At 71.6% G+C, this 26,842-nt stretch carries 26 protein-coding genes; 23 read left to right on the forward strand and 3 right to left on the reverse strand.

The features are described 5' to 3' along the window. Positions 1–253 precede the first annotated feature (253 nt). The 23 genes from ACGFZS_RS27665 to ACGFZS_RS27775 all read left to right on the forward strand — a co-directional run bounded on the left by ACGFZS_RS27665 (position 254) and on the right by ACGFZS_RS27775 (position 22,968). Entirely contained in the window at positions 254–1,111 is an 858-nt protein-coding gene (locus tag ACGFZS_RS27665; protein WP_393797387.1) for an amino acid ABC transporter permease, read from the forward strand. Beyond that, the gene (locus tag ACGFZS_RS27670; protein ID WP_393797388.1) at positions 1,108–2,883 is read left to right on the forward strand and encodes an FAD/NAD(P)-binding protein; all 1,776 of its coding nucleotides are present in this window, start codon (positions 1,108–1,110) and stop codon (positions 2,881–2,883) included. The genes ACGFZS_RS27665 and ACGFZS_RS27670 overlap by 4 nt, the downstream gene beginning before the upstream one ends. A 19-nt stretch (positions 2,884–2,902) precedes the next feature. Further along, the gene (locus ACGFZS_RS27675) at positions 2,903–3,664 is read left to right on the forward strand and encodes an amino acid ABC transporter ATP-binding protein (protein WP_393797389.1); all 762 of its coding nucleotides are present in this window, start codon (positions 2,903–2,905) and stop codon (positions 3,662–3,664) included. 72 nt (positions 3,665–3,736) lie between these two features. Next, positions 3,737–4,543 carry an FMNH2-dependent monooxygenase gene (locus tag ACGFZS_RS27680; protein WP_393797390.1) on the forward strand — a complete coding sequence of 269 codons (807 nt, stop codon included), beginning with the start codon at positions 3,737–3,739 and terminating at the stop codon, positions 4,541–4,543. 102 nt (positions 4,544–4,645) lie between these two features. Continuing rightward, complete coding sequence (locus ACGFZS_RS27685; protein WP_393797391.1) at positions 4,646–5,422, forward strand: DUF1684 domain-containing protein; 777 nt, start codon at positions 4,646–4,648, stop codon at positions 5,420–5,422. Between the two features lie 218 nt (positions 5,423–5,640). Beyond that, positions 5,641–6,540 (forward strand): S1 family peptidase, encoded by a 900-nt coding sequence (locus tag ACGFZS_RS27690; protein ID WP_393537657.1) that lies wholly within the window; start codon positions 5,641–5,643, stop codon positions 6,538–6,540. Between the two features lie 132 nt (positions 6,541–6,672). Then, a complete protein-coding gene (locus tag ACGFZS_RS27695; RefSeq protein ID WP_393797733.1) occupies positions 6,673–7,500 on the forward strand; it encodes a slipin family protein in 828 nt (275 codons plus the stop codon). 231 nt (positions 7,501–7,731) lie between these two features. Further along, the gene (locus tag ACGFZS_RS27700) at positions 7,732–8,811 is read left to right on the forward strand and encodes a S1 family peptidase (protein ID WP_393797392.1); all 1,080 of its coding nucleotides are present in this window, start codon (positions 7,732–7,734) and stop codon (positions 8,809–8,811) included. Positions 8,812–9,062: 251 nt separating this feature from the next. Continuing rightward, the gene (locus tag ACGFZS_RS27705; RefSeq protein ID WP_393797393.1) at positions 9,063–9,227 is read left to right on the forward strand and encodes a hypothetical protein; all 165 of its coding nucleotides are present in this window, start codon (positions 9,063–9,065) and stop codon (positions 9,225–9,227) included. Next, the gene (locus ACGFZS_RS27710; RefSeq protein ID WP_393668317.1) at positions 9,224–9,631 is read left to right on the forward strand and encodes a hypothetical protein; all 408 of its coding nucleotides are present in this window, start codon (positions 9,224–9,226) and stop codon (positions 9,629–9,631) included. Before ACGFZS_RS27705 ends, ACGFZS_RS27710 begins: the two co-directional genes overlap by 4 nt. Before the next feature lie 85 nt (positions 9,632–9,716). Then, positions 9,717–10,289, forward strand: a complete 573-nt coding sequence (locus ACGFZS_RS27715; RefSeq protein ID WP_365695303.1) for a phage tail protein — start codon at positions 9,717–9,719, stop codon at positions 10,287–10,289. Between the two features lie 45 nt (positions 10,290–10,334). After that, the gene (locus ACGFZS_RS27720; protein WP_355723796.1) at positions 10,335–10,625 is read left to right on the forward strand and encodes a hypothetical protein; all 291 of its coding nucleotides are present in this window, start codon (positions 10,335–10,337) and stop codon (positions 10,623–10,625) included. A gap of 203 nt (positions 10,626–10,828) precedes the next feature. Continuing rightward, on the forward strand, positions 10,829–11,032 hold the full coding sequence (locus ACGFZS_RS27725; protein WP_393797394.1) for a hypothetical protein: 204 nt from the start codon (positions 10,829–10,831) through the stop codon (positions 11,030–11,032). A gap of 12 nt (positions 11,033–11,044) precedes the next feature. Continuing rightward, a complete protein-coding gene (locus ACGFZS_RS27730) occupies positions 11,045–11,833 on the forward strand; it encodes a hypothetical protein (RefSeq protein ID WP_393797395.1) in 789 nt (262 codons plus the stop codon). A 51-nt stretch (positions 11,834–11,884) separates the two neighbouring features. Next, positions 11,885–13,150: a hypothetical protein gene (locus tag ACGFZS_RS27735; protein ID WP_393797396.1), complete on the forward strand. Its 1,266-nt coding sequence runs from the start codon at positions 11,885–11,887 to the stop codon at positions 13,148–13,150. Further along, positions 13,147–14,007 (forward strand): phage distal tail protein, encoded by an 861-nt coding sequence (locus ACGFZS_RS27740; protein WP_393797397.1) that lies wholly within the window; start codon positions 13,147–13,149, stop codon positions 14,005–14,007. Before ACGFZS_RS27735 ends, ACGFZS_RS27740 begins: the two co-directional genes overlap by 4 nt. Positions 14,008–14,077: 70 nt before the next feature. Then, positions 14,078–15,154, forward strand: coding sequence for a hypothetical protein (locus ACGFZS_RS27745; RefSeq protein ID WP_393797398.1), 1,077 nt, complete (start codon positions 14,078–14,080; stop codon positions 15,152–15,154). Positions 15,155–15,203: 49 nt separating this feature from the next. After that, positions 15,204–16,208 (forward strand): hypothetical protein, encoded by a 1,005-nt coding sequence (locus ACGFZS_RS27750; RefSeq protein ID WP_393797399.1) that lies wholly within the window; start codon positions 15,204–15,206, stop codon positions 16,206–16,208. After that, entirely contained in the window at positions 16,208–17,335 is a 1,128-nt protein-coding gene (locus ACGFZS_RS27755; RefSeq protein ID WP_393797400.1) for a hypothetical protein, read from the forward strand. The genes ACGFZS_RS27750 and ACGFZS_RS27755 overlap by 1 nt, the downstream gene beginning before the upstream one ends. 26 nt (positions 17,336–17,361) lie before the next feature. Next, positions 17,362–17,529: a hypothetical protein gene (locus ACGFZS_RS27760; RefSeq protein ID WP_393797401.1), complete on the forward strand. Its 168-nt coding sequence runs from the start codon at positions 17,362–17,364 to the stop codon at positions 17,527–17,529. 211 nt (positions 17,530–17,740) lie between these two features. Further along, a complete protein-coding gene (locus ACGFZS_RS27765; RefSeq protein WP_393797402.1) occupies positions 17,741–21,193 on the forward strand; it encodes a DNA polymerase III subunit alpha in 3,453 nt (1,150 codons plus the stop codon). Further along, positions 21,190–22,212 (forward strand): ImpB/MucB/SamB family protein, encoded by a 1,023-nt coding sequence (locus ACGFZS_RS27770; protein ID WP_393797403.1) that lies wholly within the window; start codon positions 21,190–21,192, stop codon positions 22,210–22,212. Before ACGFZS_RS27765 ends, ACGFZS_RS27770 begins: the two co-directional genes overlap by 4 nt. Before the next feature lie 129 nt (positions 22,213–22,341). Beyond that, positions 22,342–22,968: a TetR/AcrR family transcriptional regulator gene (locus ACGFZS_RS27775; RefSeq protein ID WP_393667637.1), complete on the forward strand. Its 627-nt coding sequence runs from the start codon at positions 22,342–22,344 to the stop codon at positions 22,966–22,968. Between the two features lie 60 nt (positions 22,969–23,028). On the opposite strand, the gene ACGFZS_RS27780 is transcribed toward ACGFZS_RS27775, so the two are convergent. The 3 genes from ACGFZS_RS27780 to ACGFZS_RS27790 are packed head-to-tail and all read right to left on the reverse strand — an operon-like array spanning position 23,029 to position 26,827. Then, on the reverse strand, positions 23,029–24,336 hold the full coding sequence (locus ACGFZS_RS27780) for an amidohydrolase family protein (protein ID WP_393797404.1): 1,308 nt from the start codon (positions 24,334–24,336) through the stop codon (positions 23,029–23,031). Next, complete coding sequence (locus ACGFZS_RS27785; protein ID WP_393797405.1) at positions 24,333–25,925, reverse strand: FAD-dependent oxidoreductase; 1,593 nt, start codon at positions 25,923–25,925, stop codon at positions 24,333–24,335. Before ACGFZS_RS27785 ends, ACGFZS_RS27780 begins: the two co-directional genes overlap by 4 nt. Next, positions 25,922–26,827 (reverse strand): alpha/beta fold hydrolase, encoded by a 906-nt coding sequence (locus tag ACGFZS_RS27790; protein ID WP_393797406.1) that lies wholly within the window; start codon positions 26,825–26,827, stop codon positions 25,922–25,924. Before ACGFZS_RS27790 ends, ACGFZS_RS27785 begins: the two co-directional genes overlap by 4 nt. Positions 26,828–26,842: the final 15 nt, after the last annotated feature.

Genomic DNA, 26,842 nt, shown 5'->3' on the forward strand with positions numbered 1-26,842 from the left:
CCGAAGTCGATGTGGGAGCGGGTGACCAGCCACTGCTGTGGATGCATGGGCCAAGTGGAACAGGTCTCCGGTTTTCCGTCAACTGACCTGAGACGCGCCGCTCACACTCTGGACACCCTTGACAGTGAGGGTGAAAGCCGCCGTAAAGTCGACGGACGGCCCTGCTGAGGGGCTCGGCCGTACGGCGCCGCGCGACGGCGCCGCTGTGTGAAGGCATCCACCGTGCTCGAGCTATCCGTCACGGAGCCTTCGCATGTCATCCGACACCCTCGCCACCTCCTCCGCCGCTCCCGGCATACCCGAGCACGCGGACACTCTCCGGATCGTCCCGCAGCGCCGTTACGGGCAGTGGGCGGCCGCCGTCGTCGTCCTCGTGCTGCTCGGGTTCGCCGTCGACTCCGTCCTCGGCAACAAGGCGTTCCAGTGGGGCGTCGTCGCCGACTACTTCACCTCGGACTCCGTGCTGCGCGGACTGTGGCTGACCCTGTGGCTGACCGCCGTCGTGATGGTGCTGGGCTTCGCGCTCGGCACCCTGCTGGCCGCGTTCCGGCTCTCCGCCAACCCCGTGCTGCGGGCGGTGAGTTGGGGGTACGTCTGGCTGTTCCGGTCGATCCCGATCCTGGTGCAGCTGCTGCTCTGGTTCAACATCGGGGCGCTGTACCCGCGGGTGCTCGGGGTGCGCACGGTCGATCTGCTGAGCCCGGTCGCGGTGGCGATCGTCGGACTCACCCTGCACGAGGCCGCCTACGCCGCCGAGGTGGTCCGCGGCGGCATCCTCTCCGTGGACCGCGGCCAGATCGAGGCCGCGAACGCGCTCGGGCTGAGCCGGTGGCGGCGCTGGCGGCGGATCGTGCTGCCGCAGGCGATGCGCGCGATCGTGCCGCCGGCCGGCAACATGCTGATCGGCGCCCTCAAGGGCACCTCGATCGTCAGCGTCATCGCCGTCAACGACCTGCTGTTCTCGGTGCAGTTGGTGTACCACCAGACCTACCAGGTGATCCCGCTCCTGATGGTGGCCACCCTCTGGTACACCGTCGTCACCTCGGTGCTGGGCATCGCCCAGTACTACGTCGAGAGGCACTACGCGCGCGGCACGGGAGCGACCCGATGAGGCCCCAGCTGGTGATCGTGGGTGCCGGGCCGCGGGGGACCGGACTCCTCGAACGCGTCGCCGCCAACGCGCCCGAGCTCTACGCCGGCCAGGGCTTCGACATCCATCTGGTCGATCCGTATCCGCCGGGCGCCGGGCGCATCTGGCGTGCCGCCCAGTCGCCGTTGCTGTGGATGAACTCGCACGCCGAGGACGTCACCATGTTCACGGACGAGTCGGTGCAGATGACGGGACCGGTGCGGGAGGGGCCGACCCTGCACGAGTGGGCGGGCCTGGACGGCCGCACCTTCGCCGACCGGCAGATCCAGGGCCGCTATCTGCGCCATGTCTACGACCGTGCCCTCACCGACCTCCCCGACGGTGTCACCGTCCACCACCACCCCCGCCGTGCCGTGCGGGTGAGCGGGCCGCGCGAGGGGCGCCAGCAGGTGTGGCTGGAGGGTCGCCCGCGTCCGCTCCTGGCCGACCTCGTCGTCCTCGCCCTCGGCCATCTCGACGCCGAACTCGACCCGGAACAGGCCGGGTTGGCCGCCTACGCCGAGACGCACGGACTGGTCCACCTGCCGCCCGACTTCACCGCCGACAGCGACCTGTCCGCACTGCGGCCCGGCGAACCGGTCCTCGTCCGGGGGTTCGGGCTCGCCTTCGTCGACCTCATGGTGCTGCTCACCGAGGGACGGGGCGGACGCTACGACGGCGACACCTACGTGCCGTCCGGGCGGGAACCGGTGCTGTACGTCGGATCGCGGCGCGGAGTGCCGTACCACTCGAAGATCGGGTACGACTGGACCGGCGAACGCCCGCCGCTGCCCCGCTTCTTCGGACCCGGCGAGGTCGCGGAGCTGCTCGCCCGGCCGGACGGCTTTGATTTCCGGCAGGACGTGTGGCCGCTGGTCGAGAAGGAGCTGGGCTTCGCCCACTACCACCGGCTGTTCACCGTCCATCCCGGGCGGACGACCGTCGCCTGGCCGGACTTCGAGGAGAAGTACGCCGCCGCCGAGGGCGAGGCCGAGCTGCGGACGCTGGTGGCGGCCGCCGTACCGGATCCGGCCGACCGGCTCGATCTCGCCGCGCTGGACCGTCCGCTGGACGGGGTGCGGTACGGATCGCACGAGGAGTTCCAGGAGGGACTGCGGGCCCATGTCGAGGGGGACCTGAGCCGCCGTCATGATCCCGGGTACAGCCCCGACCTGGCGGTGTTCCTCGGACTGCTCTCCGTCTACGGGCAGTTGGTGCGGCTCGGGAACATCGGGTCCTGGTGGCACGGGTTCTTCAGCTATCTGGCCTCCGGACCGCCCGGCCCCCGGCTGCGGCAGCTGCTCGCGCTGTCCCGGGCGGGGGTGCTGAGATTCGTCGGCGCCGGGATGAGCGTGGCCGCGGAGGACGGGGTGTTCCGGGCGTCCGCCGACACCGTGCCCGGGTTCGTCGTCGAGGCGCGGGCCCTGGTCGAGGCGCGGCTGCCCGAACCCACCGTCGGACGCGCCCGGGACCCGCTGCTGCGCGAGCTGCAGACCGACGGGGCCGCCGAGACACCCGACGGACTGCTCCGGGTGGACCCCACCGACGGGCGGATCCTCGACGTGGGCGGACGGCCGCATCCCCGGCGGTTCGCGCTCGGGCCGTTCACGGACGGCCGTACCCCCGGCGCGTTCACCCGGCCGCGGACCGGAGGGCCCGCGTTCCGGCAGAACGACGCCACGGCCCGGGCGGCGCTGACCTTCCTGCACGACCTCGCGGGCCGGACCGCCGTACGGTCCGCCTCCACCCAGTGACTTGTGAGGGACACACCCCATGACCGTCATGGTCGACATCAGATCCGTACACAAGAGGTTCGGTGAGCTGGAGGTGCTCAAGGGCATCGACCTCCAGGTGCGGGCCGGCGAGGTGACCGTCGTCCTCGGCCCCTCCGGGTCCGGCAAGTCGACGCTGCTGCGCACCATCAACCATCTGGAGAAGGTGGACCGGGGGTCGATCAGCGTGGACGGCACGCTGATCGGCTACCGGCGCTCCGGGGACAAGCTGTACGAACTGCGCGAGCGGGAGGTGCTGAGGCAGCGGACGCGGATCGGGTTCGTCTTCCAGAACTTCCATCTCTTCCCGCATCTGACCGTGCTGGAGAACATCGTCGAGGCGCCCGTCGCCGCGCTGAGACGGCCGCGCGCCGAGGCCGTGGCGAGCGCGCGGCTGCTGCTGGAGCGGGTGGGGCTCGCCGACCGGGCCGACGCCTACCCCCGGCAGCTCTCCGGGGGCCAGCAGCAGCGGGTCGCGATCGCGCGGGCGCTGGCGCTGGAGCCGAAGCTGCTGCTGTTCGACGAGCCGACGTCCGCGCTCGACCCCGAGCTGGTCGGTGAAGTCCTCGACGTCATCAGGGACCTGGCCCGGCAGGGGACCACGATGATCGTCGTCACCCATGAGATCGGGTTCGCCCGGGAGGTCGCCGACACGGTCGTCTTCATGGCCGACGGACGGGTGGTGGAGACGGGACCGCCGACGGAGGTGCTGGACGCCCCGCGGGAGGAGCGGACCCGGGCGTTTCTGTCGAAGGTGCTGTGAAGCCGGGGGCGCGGTGAAGAGAGGGAGTTTCCGGGTGCTTTTTCGGGTGCTTTTCGGAAAGGTTGGTGTCTTATGACCGGCTCGTCCGGCCGGGGGCTGCTGCACCTGGCGGCCGCCGTGGACCAGGTCGGCGTGTTCGACGCGGAGCGGTATGTCGAGCTGGTGCGGCTGGCCGAGAGCGGGGGGCTGGACTTCGTGACCCTCGACGGCCGGTTCGCGCAGCCGGAGCCCGATGTGCTCGCCGTGCTGGCGCAGGTCGTCCCGGCCACCCGGCGGATCGGGCTGGTGCCGCTGACGGCCGCCCCCGAGAGCGCCGTCGAGGGGGTCGGCCAGGGCCGGATCGGCCGGTGGGGCGACACCGGGCTCCTCCCGCCGGACCACGTGGTCCGGGTCGCCGACGCCACCGAGGGAACCGCCCGGCGGGCCGTCGCCCGGTACGCCGATGTCGCCCTGGTGCGCGCCGCGAGCCCCGCGCAGGCCGCTGCCGTACGGGAGGAACTCAAGGCGGCGGCAGGGGAGTTCGGGCGGGATCCGGAGGCGCTGCGGGTGCTGGTGAGCCTGCTGGTGGATCTGGGGGACGGGGAGCGCGCGGCCGAGCCGGGGCACGGTGGCGGCGGGCCCCGGCAGACCGTGCGGGGGCCGCTGTACCGGGGCGGTCCGGTGGACCTGGCGGAGCTGATCGCCGGCTGGCACGGCGAGGGCGCCGCCGACGGCTTCCACCTCGTCCCCGCCGAACCGCGCCGCGACCTGGAACGGCTGGTCAACGGCACCGTGGCGCTGCTCCAGCACCGCGGTCTGTTCCGCACCTTCTACCCGGGCGGCACCCTGCGCGAGCACCTCGGCCTGGCCCGGCCCGCGGGCCAGTTCGCGGCCCCCTGAAACATCCCGGGGCCCGTGGCTGTTGCGGACAGGTTGAGCCCATACGGGAGATACGAGAGACATGAGGTGAGTCATGACGAGAGATGTGGAAAGGCTGATCGTATGACCGTCGATGCGTCCGGCGACTGGAAACGCTGGCACGAGGAGCGCGAGGCGCAGGTGTCCGCGCCCTACGGGCCGCTCGCCCTGGCCGGCACAAACTGGGTCGAGGACCATGCGGACGGCCTGCTTCCGGGCGTGCCCGGGCTCTGGACGGCCGACGGCGACGGTGTCCGCCTCACCGCGACGGCGGCCGACGGCCTGGCCGTGGACGGCGAGCCCTTCGCCGGCGAGATCCACCTCGCCGCCGACCGTGAACCCTCGGCCCGGGTCACCCTCGGCGAGCGCCGGCTGGTGGTCCTGGTCCGCGAAGGCGTCTGGGGCGTACGGGACTACGACCCGGCCGCCGCGACACGCCGCGCCTTCCGGGGCATCGGCGCCACCCCCTACGACCCGCGCTGGTCGGTGCTGGGCCGTTTCACCTCGTACGACGACCGGCAGGCCGTCCGCGTCGACACCGCGGACGGCGTGGAGCGCGCGCTCGTGCTCGCCGGGGAGCTCGCCTTCACCGTGGCCGGCCGGGAGCTGACGCTCCAGGTCGCCGAGCAGGCCGACGGCCGGCTGTGGGCGGTGTTCGCCGACCCCACCAGCGGCCACACCAGTTACCGGTTCAGGTTCCTCTATTCGGCCGCCCCGGACTCCGACGGCTTCACCACCGTCGACCTCAACCGGGTGCAGCTGCCGCCGTGCGCCTTCGCGGACCACTTCATCTGCCCGTTCCCGCCGCCGGGGAACACGTTGGGCCTCGCGGTCGAGGCGGGGGAGCGGCTCCTGGTCTGAGGGACACGACAGGGACGAGATCGCACAAATTCCCCACAGTCCACACACAGCCGCACGGCTGAAAGGCGCCCTTGCGGCTACCGGTCGTCCGCCCGAATACTCCCCCTCAGCGCTTGTCAGGGGCATTGCGTGTCCGGAATCCGGGCGCCACCCCTGGCTGCGCCTCACGGGCCCCGACCCCACGCGGGCCCCCGACTTCCCCTGGGAGGGAACGACAAGTGAGGATCAAGCGCACGACCCCCCGCAGCGGTATCACGAGACGGACCCGGCTGATCGCCGTGGGCACCGGCTTCCTGGCCGCGGCCGCGTTCGCCGTCCCCACCGCGAGCGCGAGCGACACCCACACCTTCAGCACCACCGAGCTGAAGGCCGTGAACAGCTCCGTCCTGAAGGCCGACGTACCCGGCACCGCCTGGTCCGTCGACAGCAAGACCAACCGTGTCGTCGTCACCGTCGACTCCACGGTCTCCAAGGCCGAGATCGCCAAGATCAAGCGGCAGGCGGGCACCAACTCCGGCGCGCTCACCATCAAGCACACCCCCGGCACCTTCAAGAAGCTGATCACCGGTGGTGACGCCATCTACGGCGGCGCCTACCGCTGCTCGCTCGGCTTCAACGTGCACAGCGGCAGCACGTACTACTTCCTGACCGCCGGTCACTGCGGTGAGGTGGCCTCGACCTGGTACAGCAACTCCGGCCACACCACGGTCCTGGGCACCAACGTCGGCTACAGCTTCCCGACCAACGACTTCGCGCTGGTCAGGTACACCAACACCTCGATCGCGCACCCGAGCGCGGTCGGCAGCCAGACCATCTCCAGCGCGGCCACGCCCAGCGTCGGCACCACGGTGTACCGCCGCGGTTCGACCACCGGCACCCACAGCGGCCGGGTCACCGCGCTCAACGCCACCGTCAACTACGGCAGCGGTGACATCGTCTACGGCATGATCCAGACCACGGTCTGCGCCGAGGGCGGCGACAGCGGCGGCCCGCTCTACGGCGGTTCCGTGGCCTACGGTCTGACCTCCGGCGGCAGCGGCGACTGCACCTCCGGCGGTACGACCTTCTTCCAGCCGGTCACCGAGGCGCTGAGCTACTACGGCGTGAGCGTCGGCTGACGATCCGCACGGATCCGCACCGATCGGCTCCGGGCAGCGGCCCCCGCACGCAACTCGCGTGCGGGGGCTCGCCCTTGTACGGACGCCGCGTTACCGTCGAAGGACCGTAGAAGTCACCCCTTGGGGGCCGGCATGGTCGAGGCGCTGGTGGCGGCCGGAGCCGCTCTCGTGTCCGTCGGAGCGGTCTACGCACTGGCCGCGGCACGGGTCGTCAGACAGTACGAGCGGGGCGTGGTGTTCCGCCTGGGCCGGCTCCGGCCCGAGGTGCGCGAGCCCGGGTTCACGATGGTCATTCCGTTCGTGGACCGGCTCCAGAAGGTCAACATGCAGATCGTCACGATGCCCGTGCCCGCCCAGGAGGGCATCACCCGGGACAACGTGACCGTACGCGTGGACGCCGTCGTCTACTTCAAGGTGACCGCGCCCGCCGAGGCGATCGTCCGGGTCGAGGACTACCGGTTCGCGGTCTCCCAGATGGCCCAGACCTCGCTCAGGTCCATCATCGGCAAGAGCGAGCTGGACGACCTGCTGTCGAACCGCGAGAAACTCAACCAGGGCCTGGAGCTGATGATCGACAGCCCGGCCGTGGAGTGGGGCGTCACCATCGACCGCGTCGAGATCAAGGACGTCTCGCTGCCCGAGACCATGAAGCGGTCCATGGCCCGGCAGGCCGAGGCCGACCGGGAGCGCCGGGCCCGGGTCATCAACGCCGACGCCGAACTGCAGGCCTCCAAGAAGCTCGCGGAGGCCGCCAAGGAGATGTCGGAGCAGCCCGCCGCCCTCCAGCTCCGGCTGCTGCAGACGGTGGTGGCGGTCGCCGCAGAGAAGAACTCGACCCTGGTGCTGCCCTTCCCGGTGGAACTGCTGCGGTTCCTGGAGCGGGCGCAGCAGCAACTGCCGCCGGCGGCAGGGGCCGATGGTGCCGGTGGGCCGGCAGGGGCGAGTTCCGGCCAGGAGTAGGTGTCACTGTCCGCCGCCCGTTACTCGCGCGTGGTGTTTGCAGTGGGAACCCTCCTGCGGCGATTGTGAACGCCTCGCATACCAGGGGCGCACAACATCCGCGCACGCGAGACCCGAAGTCGACCTTGTGTGCTCCCTGTGGGGCTCGGAATAGTAGGCGGCCGTCAACCAGCCTTCCGGTCCCCGAGGTCCCCACCACCTCGCGGACCGCCCCCCACAGGAGGACATGAGTTGAAGCACCGACGCATACCCAGGCGCCGGGCGGCGTTCGCGGGCGCGGGTGTCGCCGCGCTCGTCGCCGCCGGAGTGACCTTCCAGAGTGCGAACGCGAGCGAGCCGGCCAAGGCCGCCGTACCGCAGATCCTGTCCGCCCCGGCGGCCGGAAAGCTCGCCTCGACGCTCGCCGCCGACCTCGGCACCGACACGGCCGGCACGTACTACGACGCACAGGCGAAGAACCTCGTCGTCAACGTGCTCGACGACACCGCCGCGCAGGCCGTCGAGGCGGCCGGGGCCAAGGCGAGACTCGTCGCCAACTCCCTCGCCGAACTCGACGGCGCGCGCACCGCGCTGAAGCAGGACGCGACCATCCCGGGCACCTCCTGGGCGACCGACCCGGTCAGCAACAAGGTCGTCGTCACCGCCGACAGGACCGTCACCGGGGCCGGCCTGACCAAGCTCGCCAAGGTCGTCGACGGGCTCGGCGAGAAGGCCGAACTGCGGCGCTCGAAGGGGGAGTTCAAACCCTTCATCGCCGGCGGCGACGCGATCAGCGGCTCGGGCGGGCGCTGCTCGCTCGGCTTCAACGTGGTCAAGGGCGGCGAGCCGTACTTCCTGACCGCGGGGCACTGCACCCAGGCCATCTCCACCTGGTCGGACTCCGCCGGGAACGTGATCGGCCAGAACGCCCAGTCCAGCTTCCCGGGCAACGACTTCGGCCTGGTCAAGTACACCTCGGCGGTGGACCACCCGAGCGAGGTGGACCTCTACGACGGCTCCACCCGGAAGATCACGGGCGCGGCCGAGGCGACCGTGGGCATGAAGGTGACCCGCAGCGGCTCCACCACCCAGGTCCACGACGGCACGGTCACCGGTCTCAACGCCACCGTGAACTACTCGGAGGGCACGGTGAGCGGCCTCATCCAGACCGACGTCTGCGCCGAGCCCGGCGACAGCGGCGGCTCGCTCTTCTCGGGCGGCAACGCGATCGGCCTGACCTCCGGCGGCAGCGGCGACTGCACCTCCGGCGGGGAGACGTTCTTCCAGCCGGTGACGGAGGCGCTGTCGGCGACGGGGACTCGGATCGGCTGAGGGTTCCGCGGTCCGCGCGGGTCATGAGAGGGGGAACACCCGGCCTGAGGCCGGGTGTTCCCGCATGTGGGGGGAGGGCCAAGTCGTTGCCGTACACATGTCCCACGCAATCGTTACCTGTTCGAGATGTCCTGTGGCTCACGCTGCTCTTGGGATGCTGTTTACATTTGAGGCCCCAGGGGCGCCAACTCATCTGAAAACAAGCGAAGTTGACCTTGGGGGTTCGTACAGCCGGACATCGGGGGAGCGCTGTGCAGAAGATCCAGCTGACCTATTGGTGGAACGGGCACGAGCCCGGGGACGTCGTCGAGGTGGACGACCCCACCGCGCGAGGAGCCCTGGGAGTCATCGCCAGGCCCGCGCCGGAGGCGGAGCCGGATCCCGAGGCGGCCGCCGACACGGAGTTACGGCGATGAGCGAGCCGTACATCACCTTCCCGGACGTGGAGCAACTGGTCGTCGACCTGCTCAAGGACCGCAGCGAGCTGGCGGGTGTCCTGGTCGACGTCCAGCCGCCCTCCGGCTTCGACGGCTCCCAGCGTGCCGTCCTCGTCTCCCGGGTCGGCGGGGCCTGGGCGGAGGACCCCCGCCTGGACAACCCCCTGGTCGACCTGGAGGTGTACGGCCCCTCCAAACCCGCCGCCCACACCGTCTCCCTGGTCGCGCGCTCCCTGATGCTCCAGTTGCGGGGCGCGGTGTACGGCGCGGCGACCGTCGTGGACGTCGTCGAGGAGGACGGCCCGCGCTGGCTGCCCGACTACCGGCACGCCACCGCCGCCCGCTACGTCTCCACCACCCGCCTGGTGGTCCGCCCGGCCTGACCGCCGGCCCCCCGCACGCACTTCCGCACGCACTTCCGCAGCACTTCCTCTGCACGTCATGTCCCACTCCCCTCAAGGAGCAGTGATGGCCGGAACGAACGCCAAGGAGATCAGGGTCGCGGGCAATGGCCGGGTTCTCATCGCACCGCTCGCCACCGCCCCGCCCGCCGACACCACCGCGGCCTGGGGGACCGGCTGGAAGGACCTCGGCTACACCACCACCGACGGGGTGAAGATCTCCAAGAAGGACAAGCTGGACCCCGTGGACACCTGGCAGAGCGTCAGCGCGGCGAGGTTCGTCTACTCCGACCGCGACCTCAGCTTCAAGTTCCAGCTCCTTCAACTGAACGAGGACACCCTGCCGTTCTTCTTCGGCGGCGGTCAGGTGAAGGAGACGGCGACCGGATCCGGCCTCTACAAGTACGAGCTGGCGGCCGAGCCGAAGTTCGACGAGCGGATGCTCGGGCTGGAGTTCCTCGACGGCACCGACGTCTCGTACCGGCTGATCATCGCGCGGGGGCAGGTGACCGAGACGGAGGAGGTCTCCCTCGTCCGGACGGCCCCCGTGAAGCTGGGGGTCACGTTCACGGCGCTGGCCACGGTGGACGGTGCCCCGCTGGCGACGTTCCTGATGAAGGACGCGAACTTCGCCGCCTGATCTCTCTTCCCCGCCCTCCGCTCATCGCAAGGAGCGTCACCCGTCATGGCTCGTTTCAACGTCAACGCCGCCCGTGCCCAGCGTCTCGAAACCCTCGGGAGGGACTGGGAGTTCGAGGTGGACGACGATGTGTTCCGGCTGCCCACCGAGTTCCCGCGGAGCGTCGCCAAGCAGATCGCCGCGCTGGAGGACAACGACATCGACGGGCTGCTGGGGCTGCTGCTCGGCGCCGATCAGTTCGAGCGGTTCTGCAAGCACGACGTCAGTGTCCAGGACGTCTCCGCGATCCTGGAGGCGTACGGCAGCGAGACGGGCATGACGCTGGGGGAAGGCTGAGCCTCGGCGCGCTGGTCGACGAGCACGCCGAGGCCCTGGAGGCGGATCTGCTCCGCCACTACGGCGTCGACCTCCTCGACTGGCACCGGGGCCGTCTCTCCTCCCGCCGCCTGCGCGTCCTGACCGAACACCTGCCCGCGGACTCGTCCTACGCCCGCGCGGTCCACGGCGAACAGGCGGACTGGACGATCACTGACCACCTCTTGGCGGCGGTCGTCGACCATCTCGCCGTCGCCAACTGGATGTTCGCGACGGTCAACCGCGACGAGGACACGGATCCGGCGGACTATCCGGAGCCGGTGCCGAGGCCGGTGCCGGGGGACGGGGTGTCGTCGGCGGACGGTCCGTCCGAGCCGCGGCGGGTGACCCCGGCGGAGATCGTGGCTTTCCTGAACTCGCCTGGCTGAAAGGAGCGACCGATGCCTTCCTCGGAGTCGACCGGGGCCATTCCACGGTGGATCTTCGATTTCACCTCGTTCAGATCCTTCCAGGACGCCGTCGTGAAGATCGTCTGGGATAGGCATCTGTTTCCCGCGAACGTGCCGGTCACTGGCGGGAAGGCGGAAGTCACCGGCGGGAAGATCGAAGCCAACGGCGTCGCCGTCAACCTGTACGGGGGACAGTTCGAGTACGGGCTGTTCCAGCACGAGCTGAGTATCAACAAGGTGCTGGAGGACCGCGCCCGGGACAAGCGCGACCACGAGGTGGACAGTCGGCTCACGAGTCTCACCGAGGACGCCCACTCGACCAGGAACCTGATCACCGGAGTGCGGGAGAGCCTCGATACCACCGCCGCCGGTATTCGGGAAGCCTTTGGCGCAGGTGACCTGAAGGTGAGCAGAGAGCTCTCCGATGCACTCCGGATCAGTATCGAAGCCCTCCGGAGCCAGCTACTCGAAGCGGACCAGGTGCTGCACCAGCGCATCACCGCCCTGACCACCAGGGTCGGCGAGGTCAGTAGCGTCGCGCACACCGCGGAGGGCCGCACCCAAGGCCTGAGGACCGACACCGACAAGGCGTTGGGGAAGGTCCACGAGCTGAAAGGCGAGGTCGGTGAGGGCATGAGGCTCGTCCACAAGCTGGACGAGGAGGTCGGGACGGGCCTGCAGCGGGTCAGCGCGCTGGAGCGGAGCGCGCAGGGTGCCGACGGCGCCCTCAGAGACCTCCAACTCCGTGTCAACGGACTGGAAGACGCCTTGGGGCGATGACGGCCCGCACGACAACGACCATCACGGCGACACCGACGGAGCCAACCCACCATGCAGACGTCCCTCGTAGCGGTCACCCGGGCGCTGAACCAGATGAGATCCGCGGCCACCGAAACCGGCGGTGCCGTGACGCGGATGCGGAGCGCGGTGACCGGGGCCACCGGCTCGGTCGACCGGCTCAAGGGGGCGGCGACGCAGACGAGCACGGCCAACACCCGGCTGCGGGCCTCGGCCGCGCAGGCGAGCGGCGGCTTCGACCAGATGCGGACCGCGGCCGCCCGGGCCTCCGGCGACGTCCAGCGGGCGGGCCGGAACGCGGCCTCGGGCGGCGGGCTGTTCAGCCGGTTCAGCCAGGGGCTGCGTACCGCGACCACCGCTCAGCGCGGCCTGAACACCGCCATGAAGGCCAACGTCATGGGTGCCATCCTCGCCCTCGTCATGCCGCTCATCACCAAGCTCATCGACATGGCGATGCAGTCGAAGACCGTACAGGCCGTCGTGCAACGGGCGTTCAAGGCGATCAGTGACGCCGTCAGCGCGGCGATGAACTACATCAGACCGATCATCGAGCGGTACTGGCCCCGGATCAGTGAGGTGATCAGGCAGACCGTCACCATCATCTGGAACGTCGTCAGGACGTATTTCACGTTGTTGTGGAACTTCTGGAAGACCGTCTTCGACGGGATCGTCGCGGTCGTTCGCTTCGGGATCAATCTGGTCGTCAGTTATATACAGGGAGTCCGGAAGGTCTACGAGATCGTCCGCGACGCGTTCACCCAGGCCAAGAACGCCGTCTCCGACCGCATCAACGGGGTCGTCGGCTTCGTGCGGGAGCTGCCGGGGCGGATCGTCAGCACGCTCTCCGGGCTCGTCTCACGGCTCAGGACGATGGGCGGCGACATCGTCGAGGGGCTCATCAACGGCATTCGCGACAAGGCCTCGGCCGTTCTCTCCGCCGTGAAGAACTTCATCGTCGACAAGATTCCCGGGCCCATCCGCAGCGCTCTCGGGATCTCCTCGCCCTCCAAGGTGATGATGGGATTCGGCGGGGACATCGGGGAGGGACTCGCCCTGGGGATGGAGGGCGCCGGGAACCGGGTCGCGGGGGCGGCCGGCAGGCTGGCCACGGCGACCGCGCGGGCGGCGATCGGGCCCGGCTACGGGCTCGCGGGAATCGCCGCGCGCGGCGGCGGTCGTACGACAGGTGCCGCCGCGGGAGCTCCCGTCACCGTCAATGTCCACCCCCGACCCGGGCAGTCCGAGTACGAGATCGGCCGGATCACCGCCCGCGAACTCGCCTGGGCGGCGAAGCGATGAGCGGGCAGCAGCTCCAGCAGCCGGTGTTCGAGGTGGACGGCTGGGCCGGGAACACCGTCGACGAGGACGGCGTCGAGTGGTGGGTCACCAGTGAGCAGGGCTGGGCCGCCACCCCGCCGCTCCGGCTCACGCTGACCGACCGGCCCGAGCGGAACGGCGCGTTCGACGCCCCTTCCTACCGGGGCCCCCGCGTGATCACCCTGGAGGGTACGGCGATCGCTCCGGACCGGGCCGTACGGGAAGCGGCGAAGGACCGACTGGCCGCCGTACTCGCGGACGGGAGCGGCCTCGTACCGCTCGTCGTCACCGAGCCGCACCGGGTCCGCCGGGCACTGGTGCGGCTCAGCGCCGAGACGAAGATCGCCGACCGCAAGGCCGGGGTCTTCGAGTTCTCCCTGACCATGACCGCGCCGGATCCGCTGCGCTACTCGTACGGCCTCAACATCCGTACCTGCCCGCTGCCTTCCTCCAGCGGCGGGGTCTCCTTCCCGCTCACCTTCCCGCTGGACTTCGGCAGCGGCTCCTCCGGCGGGCGGCTGCTGCTTGAGAACGCGGGCACCGCGCCCACCTGGCCGGTCTGGCGCATCGGCGGGCCCTGCGTCCAGCCGGTCGTCACCGACACCGCGACCGGGGAGGAGCTGGCCTTCGATCTCACCCTCCAGGACGGCGAGTTCCTGCTCGTCGACACCGACGCGCGCTCGGTCCTGCTCCAGGGCACGGCCTCCCGCCGGGCCGCGCTGCGACCGGGCTCGGACTGGTTCCCGCTCCGGCCGGGGCAGAACCCCGTCCTCTTCCGCGCCCGCGACTTCGCCTCCGCCGCCCGGCTGACCGCCGAGTGGCGGGACGCCTGGATCTGACCACCACCCCGGCCCCAAACCTCCCACCCAAACCCCCCACCCAAGGTCCCCACTCAAGGAAGGCATCCTCATGGCTGACTTCGAGCGCGACTCCGGATGGCTCTCCGGCAGCGTCGTCGACGCCGAGGACGCCCGGCTCGCCACCGGCGTGCTCGCCTCGGCGTCCGCGAACCCGAACACCCCGATCGCCGCCCGCACCGGCATCAGGCCCGGCCCGGGCAGCCCCGGCAACGTCGAGGCGACCTCCACCCCCTCGCGCAATGTGACCGTCCGGCCCTTCCAGGGGGTCGTCCAGGGCACCCGCACCACCGCCGCGGGCGCGTACCTGATCACGCTGGCCCAGCAGAAGACCCTCGACGTGCTGACCGCCGCCCCGGCCGACACCTCCAACCCCCGGATCGCCCTCGTCGTGGCCCAGCAGACCGACCGGCAGTACGGCGACGAGAGCGACGGGATGCTGGTACGGGTGGTGGCCGGGGCACCCGCGGCCACGCCGGTCGCGCCCACGGTGACCGGCGACCTCATCCCGCTCGCCCAGATCACCGTCCGCGCGAACGCGGGGTCCGTCACCACGGCCGACATCAAGGACCTGCGCGTCTCCACGGTCGCCGCGGGCGGGGTGTTACCGCTTCAGGCCGCCGAGACGCTCCCGGCCGACGGGTACTCGGGGCAGCGGCTGTACGACCTCGAAACCGGGCTCGACCTGGTCCGCGTCGACACCGCCTGGCGGCCCGCGGTCACCGGCGCGGTGCAGTTCTTCGGCCCGGCCGACACGGGCTGGCCCAAGTCCGGCTCGACCGACACGACCGTCTTCGTGTTCAACCAGGTGACGATCACCCCCGCCCCGTACCCGCGCATGCTGATGTGCACCGCCCAGCTGACGGCCACGTCCTCGTCCACCGACTCCCGGTACGACCACTCGATCAAAGTGGTCGGCGAGAGCGCCAACCTGGGCATCAGCGCCTTCTCCGGCGGGCCCACCGGCGTCAACACGAGCGTGACCACCGCCCACCGGCTGATGCCCGCCGGCACGACCCCTCTGGTGTTCGTCCAGCAGTTCCAACGGGTCGCGGGCACGGGGACTGTGACCGGTCTCGCCAACTCGATCTACTCCGGGCTGCGGGTGCTGGCCTTCCCCGTTCCCTGACGGCGACCGCCCGATCCCGCATGCCACCTTTCCCACGAGGAGCACCCGCATGAGCACGCCCACCCCAGAACGCGACTCCGGCTGGATCTCCGGCGGGGTCGTCGACGCCGAGGACGCCCGGCTCGCCACCGGGGTGCTCGGTGCGCCCGGTGCGGGCCCGGTGCAGGCCCGTAGCGGGATCCGGCCGTCCACCGGCGATCCCGGCAAGGTCCTGGCCACCGCCACCGTGTCCGGCAAGGTCACCGTCAACCCCTTCCAGGGCGTGATCCAGGGCACGAGGGCCACCGCGACCGGCGCCTACCTCGTCACGCTCGACCAGCTCAAGACCCTGGACGTGCTCGGCACCAACCCCGCCGACGCGGCCAATCCGCGCAACGACCTGGTCGTCGCCCGGCAGCGGGACGTCCAGTACGGCGACGCCACCACCGCCATGACCGTCGAACTCGTCAAGGGCACCGCCGCCGCCACCCCCGTGGACCCCGCGGTGACCGGCGACGCCGTCCCGCTCGCCCGGATCAAGGTCGCGAAGAACGTCACGACCGTCACCAGCGCCGACATCGAGGACCTGCGCCCCTGGACCACGGCCGCCGGCGGCATCCTCCGCATCTCGGGCGAGGCCGGCCGGCCCACGTACCCCTACAGCGGCATGTACGTCCACCGCTGGGACACCAACCACCTGGAGTGGTACGACAGTTCGGCGGGCTGGCGGGCCCTCAACGACGACACCGGCTGGACCGCGCTCACCCTGCTCGCCAACTGGACCGTCTACAACTCCGAGAACCCGGCGGTACGGCGGATCGGGTCCGTCGTCCATCTGCGCGGCGCGATGATCACCAGCGTGGCCGTCGCGGCCAGCACCGCCCCCACCATCATCACCGTCCCGGCCGGGTTCCGCCCGGCGGTGCGGCACCACTGGTACGCGGTGCTGGGCGGCACGAGGACCGGCGTCGAGCTCATGCTCAACACCGACGGCAACCTGCTGGTGTACCCCCAGTCGACCGCCCTCCCGGCCGCCCAGCTGCTCTACCTCAACACCACCTGGCTGGTGGGCTAGTGACCCGCACCCCGACCCGCTACACCTACTACACCGCCGACCTCGCGACCGGCGCCATCACCGACGAACTCCCTCTGTACGACGCCACGTTCAGTACGCAGCTGAACGAAGCCGGTGAGTTCCGCGCCCGGTTGCCCCTCGGCGACCCCCGGGTCGCCGTCCACCGCCCCCGGGAACTCACCGAACCCGGACGGGCCGCCCTCTACGTCGAGCGGGACGGCGTGCTCGTCTGGGGCGGGGTGATCTGGACCGCCAAGTACACCTCCGCCGACCGGCACCTGGAGATCGGGGCGGCCGGTTTCCTCTCCTACTTCGACCACCGCCGTGTCCTGCCCGCCGACTTCGACCCCGACACCACCGACTGGGCCACCGTCCACGTCCCCTTCACCGATCGCGACCAGTCGGACATCGCCCGCGCCCTGGTCGCCACCGCCCAGGCCCACGAAGGCGGCGACATCCAGGTCCGCCCCGAGTCCACGGCCGCCTCCGGCATCACCCGCACCCTCGACTACCCCGGCAGCGGCCTCAAGAGCGTCGGCGAGGCGCTGCGCGAACTGGCCAGCCTGGAGGACGGCCCCGACTTCCTCTTCGACGTGGCGTACGGCACCGACGGCCGCCCCGTCCGCAGACTCCGCGTCGGCACCCCCCACCTCGGCCAGCAGGGCACCCCGCATGTGTGGGAGTACGGGGCCGGCCTCACCGGCTACACCTGGCCGGTGGACGGCGCCTCCACCGCGAGCCGCGTCTTCGCCCTCGGCGAGCAGAGCGAGAACGGCCAGCTCGTCGCCGTCGCCGAGGACCGCACCACCGGACGTCCCCTCACCGAGACCGAGGTCTCCTACGTCAACCTCACCGATGCGAACCTCCTGCGCTCCCAGGCCCGGTCGGCCCTCGCCGCCGTCTCGGCCCCCGTCGTCCTGCCCGAACTGACCGTGCGCGCCGACCTGGAACCCGTACTCGGCTCCTACCAGGTCGGCGACGACGCGACCGTCGTCATCAAGGACGTGTTCTTCCCCGAGGGCACCCACTTCGACGTACGGATCACCGGGATCGAGGTCACCCCGGGCAACGACGCGGGGGAGGAGCAGGTCCAGCTGACCGTGACACCCGCCACGAACACCCCCTGAACCTGAACCTGAACGAGGAGCACGCCATGACCAGGATCAACCGCCCCGACACCCTCCTCACAGAGCTGAAGGACATCAAGCGCCGTCTGCACGCCCTGGAGACCGCACAGCGCCCGACGGCCGCCGTGACCGCCGCCCGGACGATCGCCGGGGAACCGGAAGCCGCCGAGGCGGACACTCCCGAGTCCGAATAGGTCCCGGTCTCCAACTGTTCTGCCCCGCCCGGGAGATGGCGGGGCAGTCCTGTTTCGGCCGCCGGCCACCTCATCAAGGAATCGGAGATGTGTTCGAATCCAGGTCGCTGACCGGTGCTGATGGGGTTAGAGTAATCGAACGCGAGTACGATGAACATATCGGGTGTTTCAGATTTATGGCCGAAAAGGGGTGGAGTGATGGAGGTGCGGCATGACGGGCTTCGCCCATCTGCACGTCGCGTCCGGTTACTCCGCCCGCTACGGCGCCTCCCGTCCCGAGCAGCTGGTCCGGCGGGCGGCCGAGCGGGGCGTGTCCGCGCTCGCGCTCGCCGACCGGGACACGGTCACCGGAACTGTTCGATTCGCGCAGGCCTGTGCGAAGGAGGGGGTCCGGCCGGTCTTCGGCATCGATCTGGCGGTACGGGCCCTGGCGCCTGCGCCGCCCGCCCAGCGCCGCCGCGCCCCGGCGCGCGGCGGCGCGCACGTGGTCGAGCCGCCGCTGCGGTTCGTGCTGCTCGCGCAGGACGGGGAGGGCTGGGCGCGGCTGTGCCGGATCACGTCGGCCGCCCATGTCGGTGCCGTGTCCGGCGTGCCGCCGGTGGTGCCGTGGGAGGCGCTGCGCGAGTACGGCGGCCCTGGCCTGACCGTGCTGCTCGGCCCGCTCTCGGAGCCGGTGCGGGCGCTGTCGGTGGGCCGGGAGGACGTCGCGATGAGGCTGCTGGCGCCCTGGAAGGAGATCTTCGGGAGTGGGGTCCGGTTGGAGATCGTTGCGCAGAAACGTTTCGGCATCGGGGCGGGATCGCTACGACTGGCTGCCCGCACCCTCGCGCTGGCCGACCGCACCCGCACCACCGCCGTGCTCTCCAACGCCGTCCGCTACGCCGACCCCGACCAGCACCGCCTCGCCGACGTCCTGGACGCCGCCCGGCTGCTCAGACCCATCGACCGGCGCCGCCTGGACAGCGGGCAGCGCTGGCTCAAGGACGAGCGAGGAATGGAGACCGTCGCCCGCATGATCGCCGAATGCGCCGGAGCGGACGTCCACCGGGCCCGCCGGCTGCTGGCGGACACCGCCGCCACCGCGGCCGCGTGCACCGTCGACCCGGCGGCCGACCTCGGCCTCCGCACCCCGCACCTCCCCGAACCGGCGCTCTTCGGCGCCGACCCCGGCGCGGACGGCGCGGCCCGGCTGCTCCGCCTGCGCTGTGAGGCCGGCCTGGCCCGGCGCGGCCTCGACCGCGACCGGCAGGCGCTCGCCCGGCTGGACGAGGAACTCGCCGTCATCTCCCACTGGAACTACGACTCGTACTTCCTCGCCATCGGACAGGTCGTCGCCGACATCCGGGCCAAGGGCATCCGGGTCGCGGCCCGCGGCTCCGGCGCCGGCTCCCTGGTCTGCCACGCCCTGGACATCGCCACCGCCAACCCGCTCGACCACAGCCTGCTGTTCGAACGCTTCCTGAGCCGGCGCCGGGAGTCACTGCCCGACATCGACATCGACGTGGAGTCCGCCCGCCGCCTGGAGTGCTACGACACGATCTTCGAACGCTTCGGCAAGGAGCGGGTGGCCGTCACCGCGATGCCCGAGACCTACCGCGCCCGCCGGGCCCTGCGCGACACCGGCCTCGCCCTCGGCATCCCGCCCGCCGAGGTCGACCGGATCGCCAAGAGCTTCCCGCACCTGCGCGCCTGCGACATCGGCAGTGCCCTCGCCGAACTGCCCGAACTACGGCAACTGGCCGCCGAGGCGCACCGGTTCGGTCCGCTGTGGGAGCTTGCCGAGGGCCTCGACTCCCTGGTCCACGGCATGGCCATGCACCCCTGCGGCGTGGTCATCAGCGACGCCACCCTCCTGGACCGGCTGCCGGTGCAGCCCACCCCGCAGGGCGACTACCCCATGGCCATGGCCGCGAAGGAGGAGATCGAGGCGCTGGGCAACATCAAACTCGACGTCCTGGGCGTGCGGATGCAGTCCGCGATGGCCCACGCGGTCGCCGAGATCGAGCGCACCACCGGCCGTCACATCGTCCTCGACGACCCCGAACAGGTGCCGCTCGACGATGTCTTCGCCTTCAAACTCATCCAGGCCAGCCAGACCCTCGGCCTGTTCCAGTTGGAGTCGCCCGGCCAGCAGGACCTGCTGTCCCGGCTCCAGCCCCGTGACGTCCAGGACGTCATCGCCGACATCAGCCTCTTCCGCCCGGGGCCGGTGGCCGGTGGCATGCCCGAGCGCTACATCGCCGCCCGGCACGGCGGCACGCCCGTCTACGCCCACCCGGATCTCGAACCGGTCCTCGCCGACACGTACGGCGTGACCATCTGGCACGAGCAGATCATCGAGACGCTGTCCGTGCTGACCGGCTGCGACCGGGCCTTCGCGGAGATCACCCGGCGGGCGCTCGGCGACAAGGAGCAACTGCCCAGGATCAAGGACTGGTTCCATCAGGAGGCCCGCGCGCGTGGTTACAGCGCGGCTGTGCGGGACGAGGTGTGGAAGACCGTGGAGGCCTTCGGCGCGTACGGCTTCTGCCGGGCGCACGCGGTCGCCTTCGCCGTCCCCGCGCTGCAGAGCGCCTGGCTCAAGGCTCACTACCCGGCGTTCCTGCTGTCCGGTCTCCTCGAACACGACCCCGGCATGTGGCCCAAGCGGGTCCTGGTCTCCGACGCCCGCCGGGGCGGGGTTCCCGTCCTGCCCGTCGACGTCAACGACTCACGGGTGAGGCACACCGTGGAGAAGGCCGACGGGGACCGGTGGGGGGTGCGGCTCGCGCTGTCCGCGGTGCACGGGATCAGCGAGGCGGAGTGCGCGCGGATCGAGGAGGGGCAGCCGTACGGTTCGCTGTCGGACTTCTGGCAGCGGGCCCGTCCCAGCAGACCGGTCGCCGAACGCCTCGCCGGGATCGGCGCCCTGAACTGTCTGCACGACGGCCGCCTCACCCGCCGTGACCTGCTGCTTCAGATCGCCGAACTCCACCACCAGTCCCGCAACCGGTCCGCGGGCGCGGGCCAACTGCCCATCAGCGCGGACGCCGTCGGCGGGGCGGAACCGAGCGGGCTGCCGGAGATGACCGGACGCGAGGCCCTGAGCGCCGAGCTGAACACCCTCGGCATCGACGTCTCCCGGCATCTGATGGAGCACCACCACCGGCTGCTGCGGGAGATCGGCGCGACCGACGCGGCGCACCTGGCGGGCCTGCACGCCGGCCGGCAGGTCCTGGTCGCGGGGGTGCGGGCCTCGACCCAGACCCCGCCGATCGCGAGCGGCAAGCGGATCATCTTCGTCACCCTGGAGGACGGCTCCGGACTCGTCGACCTCGCGTTCTTCGAGGACTCCCATCCGGCCTGCGCGCACACCGTCTTCCACAGCGGGCTGCTGCTGGTGCGCGGCACGGTCCAGGTGCGCGGCACCCGTCGTACCGTCGTCGGGACCATGGCCTGGGACCTGGACGAGATCGCCGCCGCGCGCCGGGACGACGGCCCCGAGGCCGCCCTCGCCCTCCTCGGCCGCAGCCGTCCGCATCCGACCCCCGCCCAGCCGCGGCGCACCCTGGCCGACGGCACGGCGGGTGCCCGCCTCCACCCGTACGCCGACCTCCAGCCGGCCGGCACCCGTTCCGCCGACCTGAAGAAGTTCGGCCACCGCAGCCCCGGGAGCGCGGGATGAGCGGGGCGGGCGCGCGGCAGCGGCACATCGCCCACCTGCACCTGCACGCGGCACTGACGGAGGCTCAGTACGCCGATATAATCGAACTGATGTCTGATGTCACGCCTCATGTGCAGGCGGTACCGCCCGACGCCGTACAGCTCGATCTGACCTCGGCGCTCCGGTACTTCGACCTGTCCCCCTACGACATGGTCCAGACGACGATGATGAGGCTGAAGGCCCTCTACGGCATCGACAGCAGTGCCGGCCTCGCGGGCAACCGCATGCTCGCGGCCATGGCCGCCGACGCGTCCGCGCCGGGAGACACCACCTGGGTTTCCACCGGACAGGCGGCCGACTGGCTGTATCCGCGGCCGGTCACCGCCCTGCCCGGGATCGGCCGCGCCACGGCGCAGACACTCGGCAGGTACGGGCTGCACACCATCGGCCAGCTCGCCGACCTGCCCGCGGGGACCCTGCAGCGGTTGCTCGGCGCGGGCCCCGCCCGGCTGCTCGCGGAGCGCGCCCGCGGCCACGACCCCCGCCCGGTCACCCCCTCGGAACCGGCCGCGCACCTGGCCGCCGACCTGGCACTGGACCGGGACTGCCTCGACCCGGCACAGCAGCACCGAGCGGTCCTGCGGCTCGCCGGTCAGGTAGGCCAACGTCTGCGCGGCGAACGCCAGATCACCGGCCGGCTCACCCTCACCGTGCGGTACGCCGACCGCAGCTCCACCACGCGTACACGCACACTGCCGGAGCCGACCGACCACTCACCCGCCCTCGCGGCGGCCGCCCTGGGACTGCTGGACGCACTCGGACTGCAGCGGGCGAGGGTCCGCGCCTTCGTGATCCGCGCCGACGCCCTGCAACCGGCCGACGGCGCCTACCGCCAGCTCTCCATGGACCCCGGCGACGACCGGGCCCGCGCGGCCGAGGCCGCCGCCGACCGGGCCCGCCGCCGCTTCGGACCCGGGGCCGTGCATCCGGCGACTCTCGCCGGGCGCGCCCCCCAGGGGCACACCGGTCTCGGGCAGTGAGGTGATCTTCATAGCGGATACGGTGTCGCTGTTATGGTGCTGGCCGAGGAGGTGGGACGTTCCGTGGCAGCAGCTGGACCTGCGGGAGAGGGCGCGGCATCGGTGCGGCGTTCGCCGGGGCGTCCGCCCGTGCCGCTGGAGCGGATCGTCTCCACCGCGCTGCGGATCGTGGACGAGGAGGGCGCCGACGCCCTCTCGATGCGGACGCTGGCCCAGCGCCTGGGCTCGGGCACGGCCACGCTGTACCGGCACTTCGACAACCGGGCGGCGCTGGTCGCCCACGTCGTGGACCGCATGTTCGGAGCCGTGCGGTTGAACGGCGGCGAACTCCTCGCGATGGGCTGGCAGCAGGCGCTGCGGACGGTCGCGCACACCATGTTCGACGCCCTGGCCCGGCACCGGAACGCGGCGCGGCTGATGGTCGAGCAGATTCCCCTGGGGCCGAACGCGATGGCACTGCGGGAACACTGCGTCGCGGTGCTGCTCGACAGCGGCTTCCCGCCGCGCACGGCCGCGCACGCGTACGCGACCCTGGCCCGCTATGTCCTCGGATTCGCCATCCAGGTCAACGGACATGGCGGCGCTGGGGAACCCGGCGACGCACAACTCGCCGCCGTCTTCCGGAGCGTGGATCCGGAGCTGTTCCCGGCGACCGCCACCGTCGCCGGGGCGATGCCCGTTCCGATCGAGGACGAGTTCTCCTTCGGCCTCGAACTCCTCCTCGGTGGGCTGGCCCGCCTGCGCGACGACGTCTGACTCCGCCGCGCAGCGGCTCCGCGCGCTCCCCGAGGGGCCGGCGGCCCCTCGGCGCACGGTTCAGCGGACGGTGCGCAGCAGCCGGTCCCCGGACTCGCGGAGTTGCTCCTTGACCTCGTCGAGGCCGGACGCGAGCAGGGTGTGATCGCGCTTGCGCCAGACACCGGCGACCATCACGGCCTCGATGTTCGCGATGTCGGCGTGCAGGACCGTGGCGACCGGGTCGTGCGCCGGCCACAGGTTGAACGCCCGGGCGTCGACGGCGACCAGGTCGGCCTGCAGGCCCACCTCGATCCGGCCCACCCGGTCGGCCAGGCCCAGTGCCCTCGCCCCTTCGACCGTGGCCCAGGCCAGCGCCTGCCTGGCGGTGACCGAGGGTGTGCCGGCGTGCGTGCCGGTCGTGTGCCGGTGCCGGGCGTGGTCCAGGCTGCGCTGGTGGGCCAGGGCGATCCGGGCCGCGGTAAGCAGTTTGCCGGGTACGGCGATGTCGATGTCGGTGCCCAGGGAGGGCGCCGCGCCCAGGCGCAGCAGGGACCCGGTGACGGGTGTGCCGTGTCCCTGGCCCAGTTCGTTCTCGGGGGTGGTGGTGAAGGTGGCGCCCGCCTCGACGAGCGCGCTGATCCAGTCGTCGGGCAGGCCGGCGCCGTGCACGATGTTGGTGAGCGGGCCGAACAGCCCGGCGGCGCGCAGGGCGTCCCAGCCGGGCGCGGGTTCCCCGCCGCTCTGGTGCGTCGAGACGACGAGACCGCGTTCCGTGCCGGCCCGGACATCGGCCACCGCGGTCTCGGCGGAGGAGTACTGCGGCCCCTGGACGGCCATGCCCAGGGTGAGCAGGGCGTGGTCGCGGACGGGTCCGTCGAGCAGCCGGTCGATCTCGGCGAGCGGATGGGGGACCTCCGGCGCGCGGTAGGGCGTGCCGTGCAGGAAGACGGCGCGGATCCCGGCCTGGGCCAGTCCCTCGACGGCCGCGTCGGCGTGCTCGGCCGACAGGGCGTTGTGACACCAGTCGCCCAGGGTCGTCGTACCGCAGTCGAGCTGGTTCAGTGCGCCGGCGAGTGTGCCGACGCGCAGGTCGGCGGGGGTGTAGTGCCCGGCGATCCCGCCGTGGAGGCGGGTGAGGTACTCCATCAGCGTCCAGTCGGCGCCCACCGAGCGCAGCGCGGTCTGCCAGGTGTGCAGGTGGGCGTTGACCAGGCCGGGGATGAGGATGCGGCCGCGGAAGTCGACGGCCTCGGCGTCGGGCGCCTCGATGCTCGGGTCGACGGCGGCGATGCGGTCGCCGTCGACGAGGATGTCGACGTGTTCGGCGTCGGGCCGGTCCGGTGCCATCGTGACGACCCGCGCCCCGCGCAGCAGGGTGCGGCTCATACGGCGGTCCCCGGACCGGGGGAGGGGTGGCTCTGCCGGGCCATGGTGCGGCTCCTTGCCCGCGGCGTCATCGCGCGCACGGCGGTCTGGGTGGTGGTGAGGAAGTCCCGGGTGGCGATGGACCCGAGGTAGCCGTCGGGACGGATGAGCAGCAGCGTGTCGCCGGTCAGGCCGTAGGCGCCGCGCAGGGTGTTCCCGGGGTCGGAGAAGGCGAGGCCGTCGGCCGGGGCCGCCCCGACGGTGAGCCGCTTCAGCCGGGCGCCGGCCGCCGGCCAGGGGAGGCGTTCGAGGTCCCGGGCCGCCCCGGGGCCGTAGGCGACGGCGGTGAAGTCCGGTCCGCGGAGGAGGTCGAACAGCCGGGTCCGGGTGCCGTCGGCGCCGAGCAGTTCGGCGTCCGGGGCGCGGTCGCCCACGCGCAGGGTGCCGGTGCGCTCGCCGTCGGCGGGGGCGAGCGGGCCGCCGTAGTAGGTCAGGGCGAGCTGCTGTTCGTCCTTGCCCCGCTTCATGCTCGACGGGTCGAGCCTGGCGATGCCGCCCCACTTCTCCGTGGACAGGCCGAGGACCCCGGCGGCGATCGGCTGCCGCTCGGCCTCGTAGGTGTCCAGCAGCGTCGCGTCGGCCCCGGCGAGGACCTGGCCGAGCTTCCAGCCGAGGTTGTAGCCGTCCTGCATGCCGGTGTTCAGGCCCTGGGCGCCGGCCGGGGTGTGGACGTGCGCGGCGTCACCGGCGAGGAAGACCCGTCCCCGGCCGTAGCTCTGCGCCAGGCGGATGTTGGGCCGGAACACCGACTTCCAGTGGATGTCGTGCAGTTGGATGCGCCGGTTGCGGGTGTGGTCGTGGATCCGCCGGAGGATGTCGGCCTTCTCCGACGGCGGCTCCTCGTCCGGCGTGAGACGGATCATCCACTGGAACAGGTCGCTGCCGGGGAGCGGGCAGGCGCCGATCAGTCGGCCGCCCCGGCCGGGCCACATGTGCCACCGGTCGCGGGCCAGGCCGGTCACGGTGGCGTCGACGATGAGCACCCGGTCGCTCTCGTCCGTCGTCCCGACGAAACCGACGCCGAGCCGTTTGCGCACCGCACTGGAACCACCGTCGGCGCCCACGGCGTAGCGGGCGACGATCTCCTCCGTGCCGTCCGGGCCCGTCACTTCGGCGACGACCGTCTCCTCGTCCTGGGTCAGCGCGGTCAGTTCCCTGCCGAACTCGATCCCGCGGCCGAGCTCGCCGAGCCGGGCGTGCAGGGCCCGGTCCGTGCGGAACTGCGGGATCAGCCAGGTGTTGGGGTACGGGACGTCCGGGGTCGCCTCCTTGTGGGGGAACATCTTCCACGGCACGGCGAGCGGGCCCGCGTGGAGCCCGAGCCTGGGATAGACGCTGCCGCCGGCCAGTACGGCGTCGAGGGCGCCGAGGTCTTCGAGGACTTCGAGGCTGCGGGGCTGGACGCCCTTGGCGCGGGAGCCGTCGAAGGCGTGGGGGGCCCTGTCGACGATCCGTACGTCGAGTCCCCGGCGTACCAGGTCGATCGCCAGGGCGGAGCCCGAGGGGCCCGCGCCGATGACCAGTACGTCGATGACCTGCGGGTGGTTCATGAGTCGAGCCTTTCGGTGCGTGCGGCCACGAACGGGACGAGCCGGTCGGCGACGTCGCGGGGCCGTTCGAACGGGGCCATGTGCCCGCATGCGGGAATCACGTGGTGGTGCCGGGGCCGCAGCAGGGTGCGCGCCGTGTCGAAGTGGACCGGCGGGGTGACGCGGTCCTCGTCGCCCCACAGGAGCAGCGTCGGTACGCCCAGTGCCCCCGTCTGCCGGAAGAGGTCGTCACGGCCGGAGACCCGCAGGTGCTGCAGCGTGTCGAAGACCGCGTACAGCGAACCCTCGAAGCGGAAGGCGTCGAGGACCATCTCGGTGAGTTCGGCGCCGAGTTCGGGGTCCCGGACGTTCTGCCCCAGGTGCCCCAGGAGGATCCGCCGGCCGCGCCGCCGGGCGACGGCACCGGCCAGCAGGTCGCTGCGCAGCAGCCGGTGCGGGGAGGTCGGCCGCGGTGCCGCGAGACCGGCGGGGCCGACGATGGTGAGGGTGGACACCAGCGGGCGGTACCGGGCGGCGTACGCCATGACGACCAGGGCGCCCATGGAGGTGCCGACGAGGTGCAGGGGCCGCGCCGTGAGACCGAGCCGGTCCGTCAGCTCGGCCAACTGCCGTACGAACAGCGTCTCGTCGTAGCGCGCCCGCACCCGGTCCGAGTAACCGCGGCCGTACGCGCTGCACGTCAGGGTCCGCAGCCCGTGGGCGTGCAGCTCGGTGACGAGTCCGTCCCAGTAGAACAGCGGGATGGTCAGTCCGCCCGCCATCACGACCACGTCCCCGTCCTCGGGGCCCGTCAGCTCGTAGTGCGTGACGCCGTCGGACAGTTCGGTGAAACTGCCGCGCAGGGCTCGCCGTGAGCCGGCGGTGAGTACGCGGTCCTCGCCCGATGCGACGAAGTACTTCATGGAACGGGCCTCCTC

Origin of the sequence: Streptomyces sp. NPDC048288, assembly GCF_043201555.1 — a bacterium.
GTDB lineage: Bacteria > Actinomycetota > Actinomycetes > Streptomycetales > Streptomycetaceae > Streptomyces.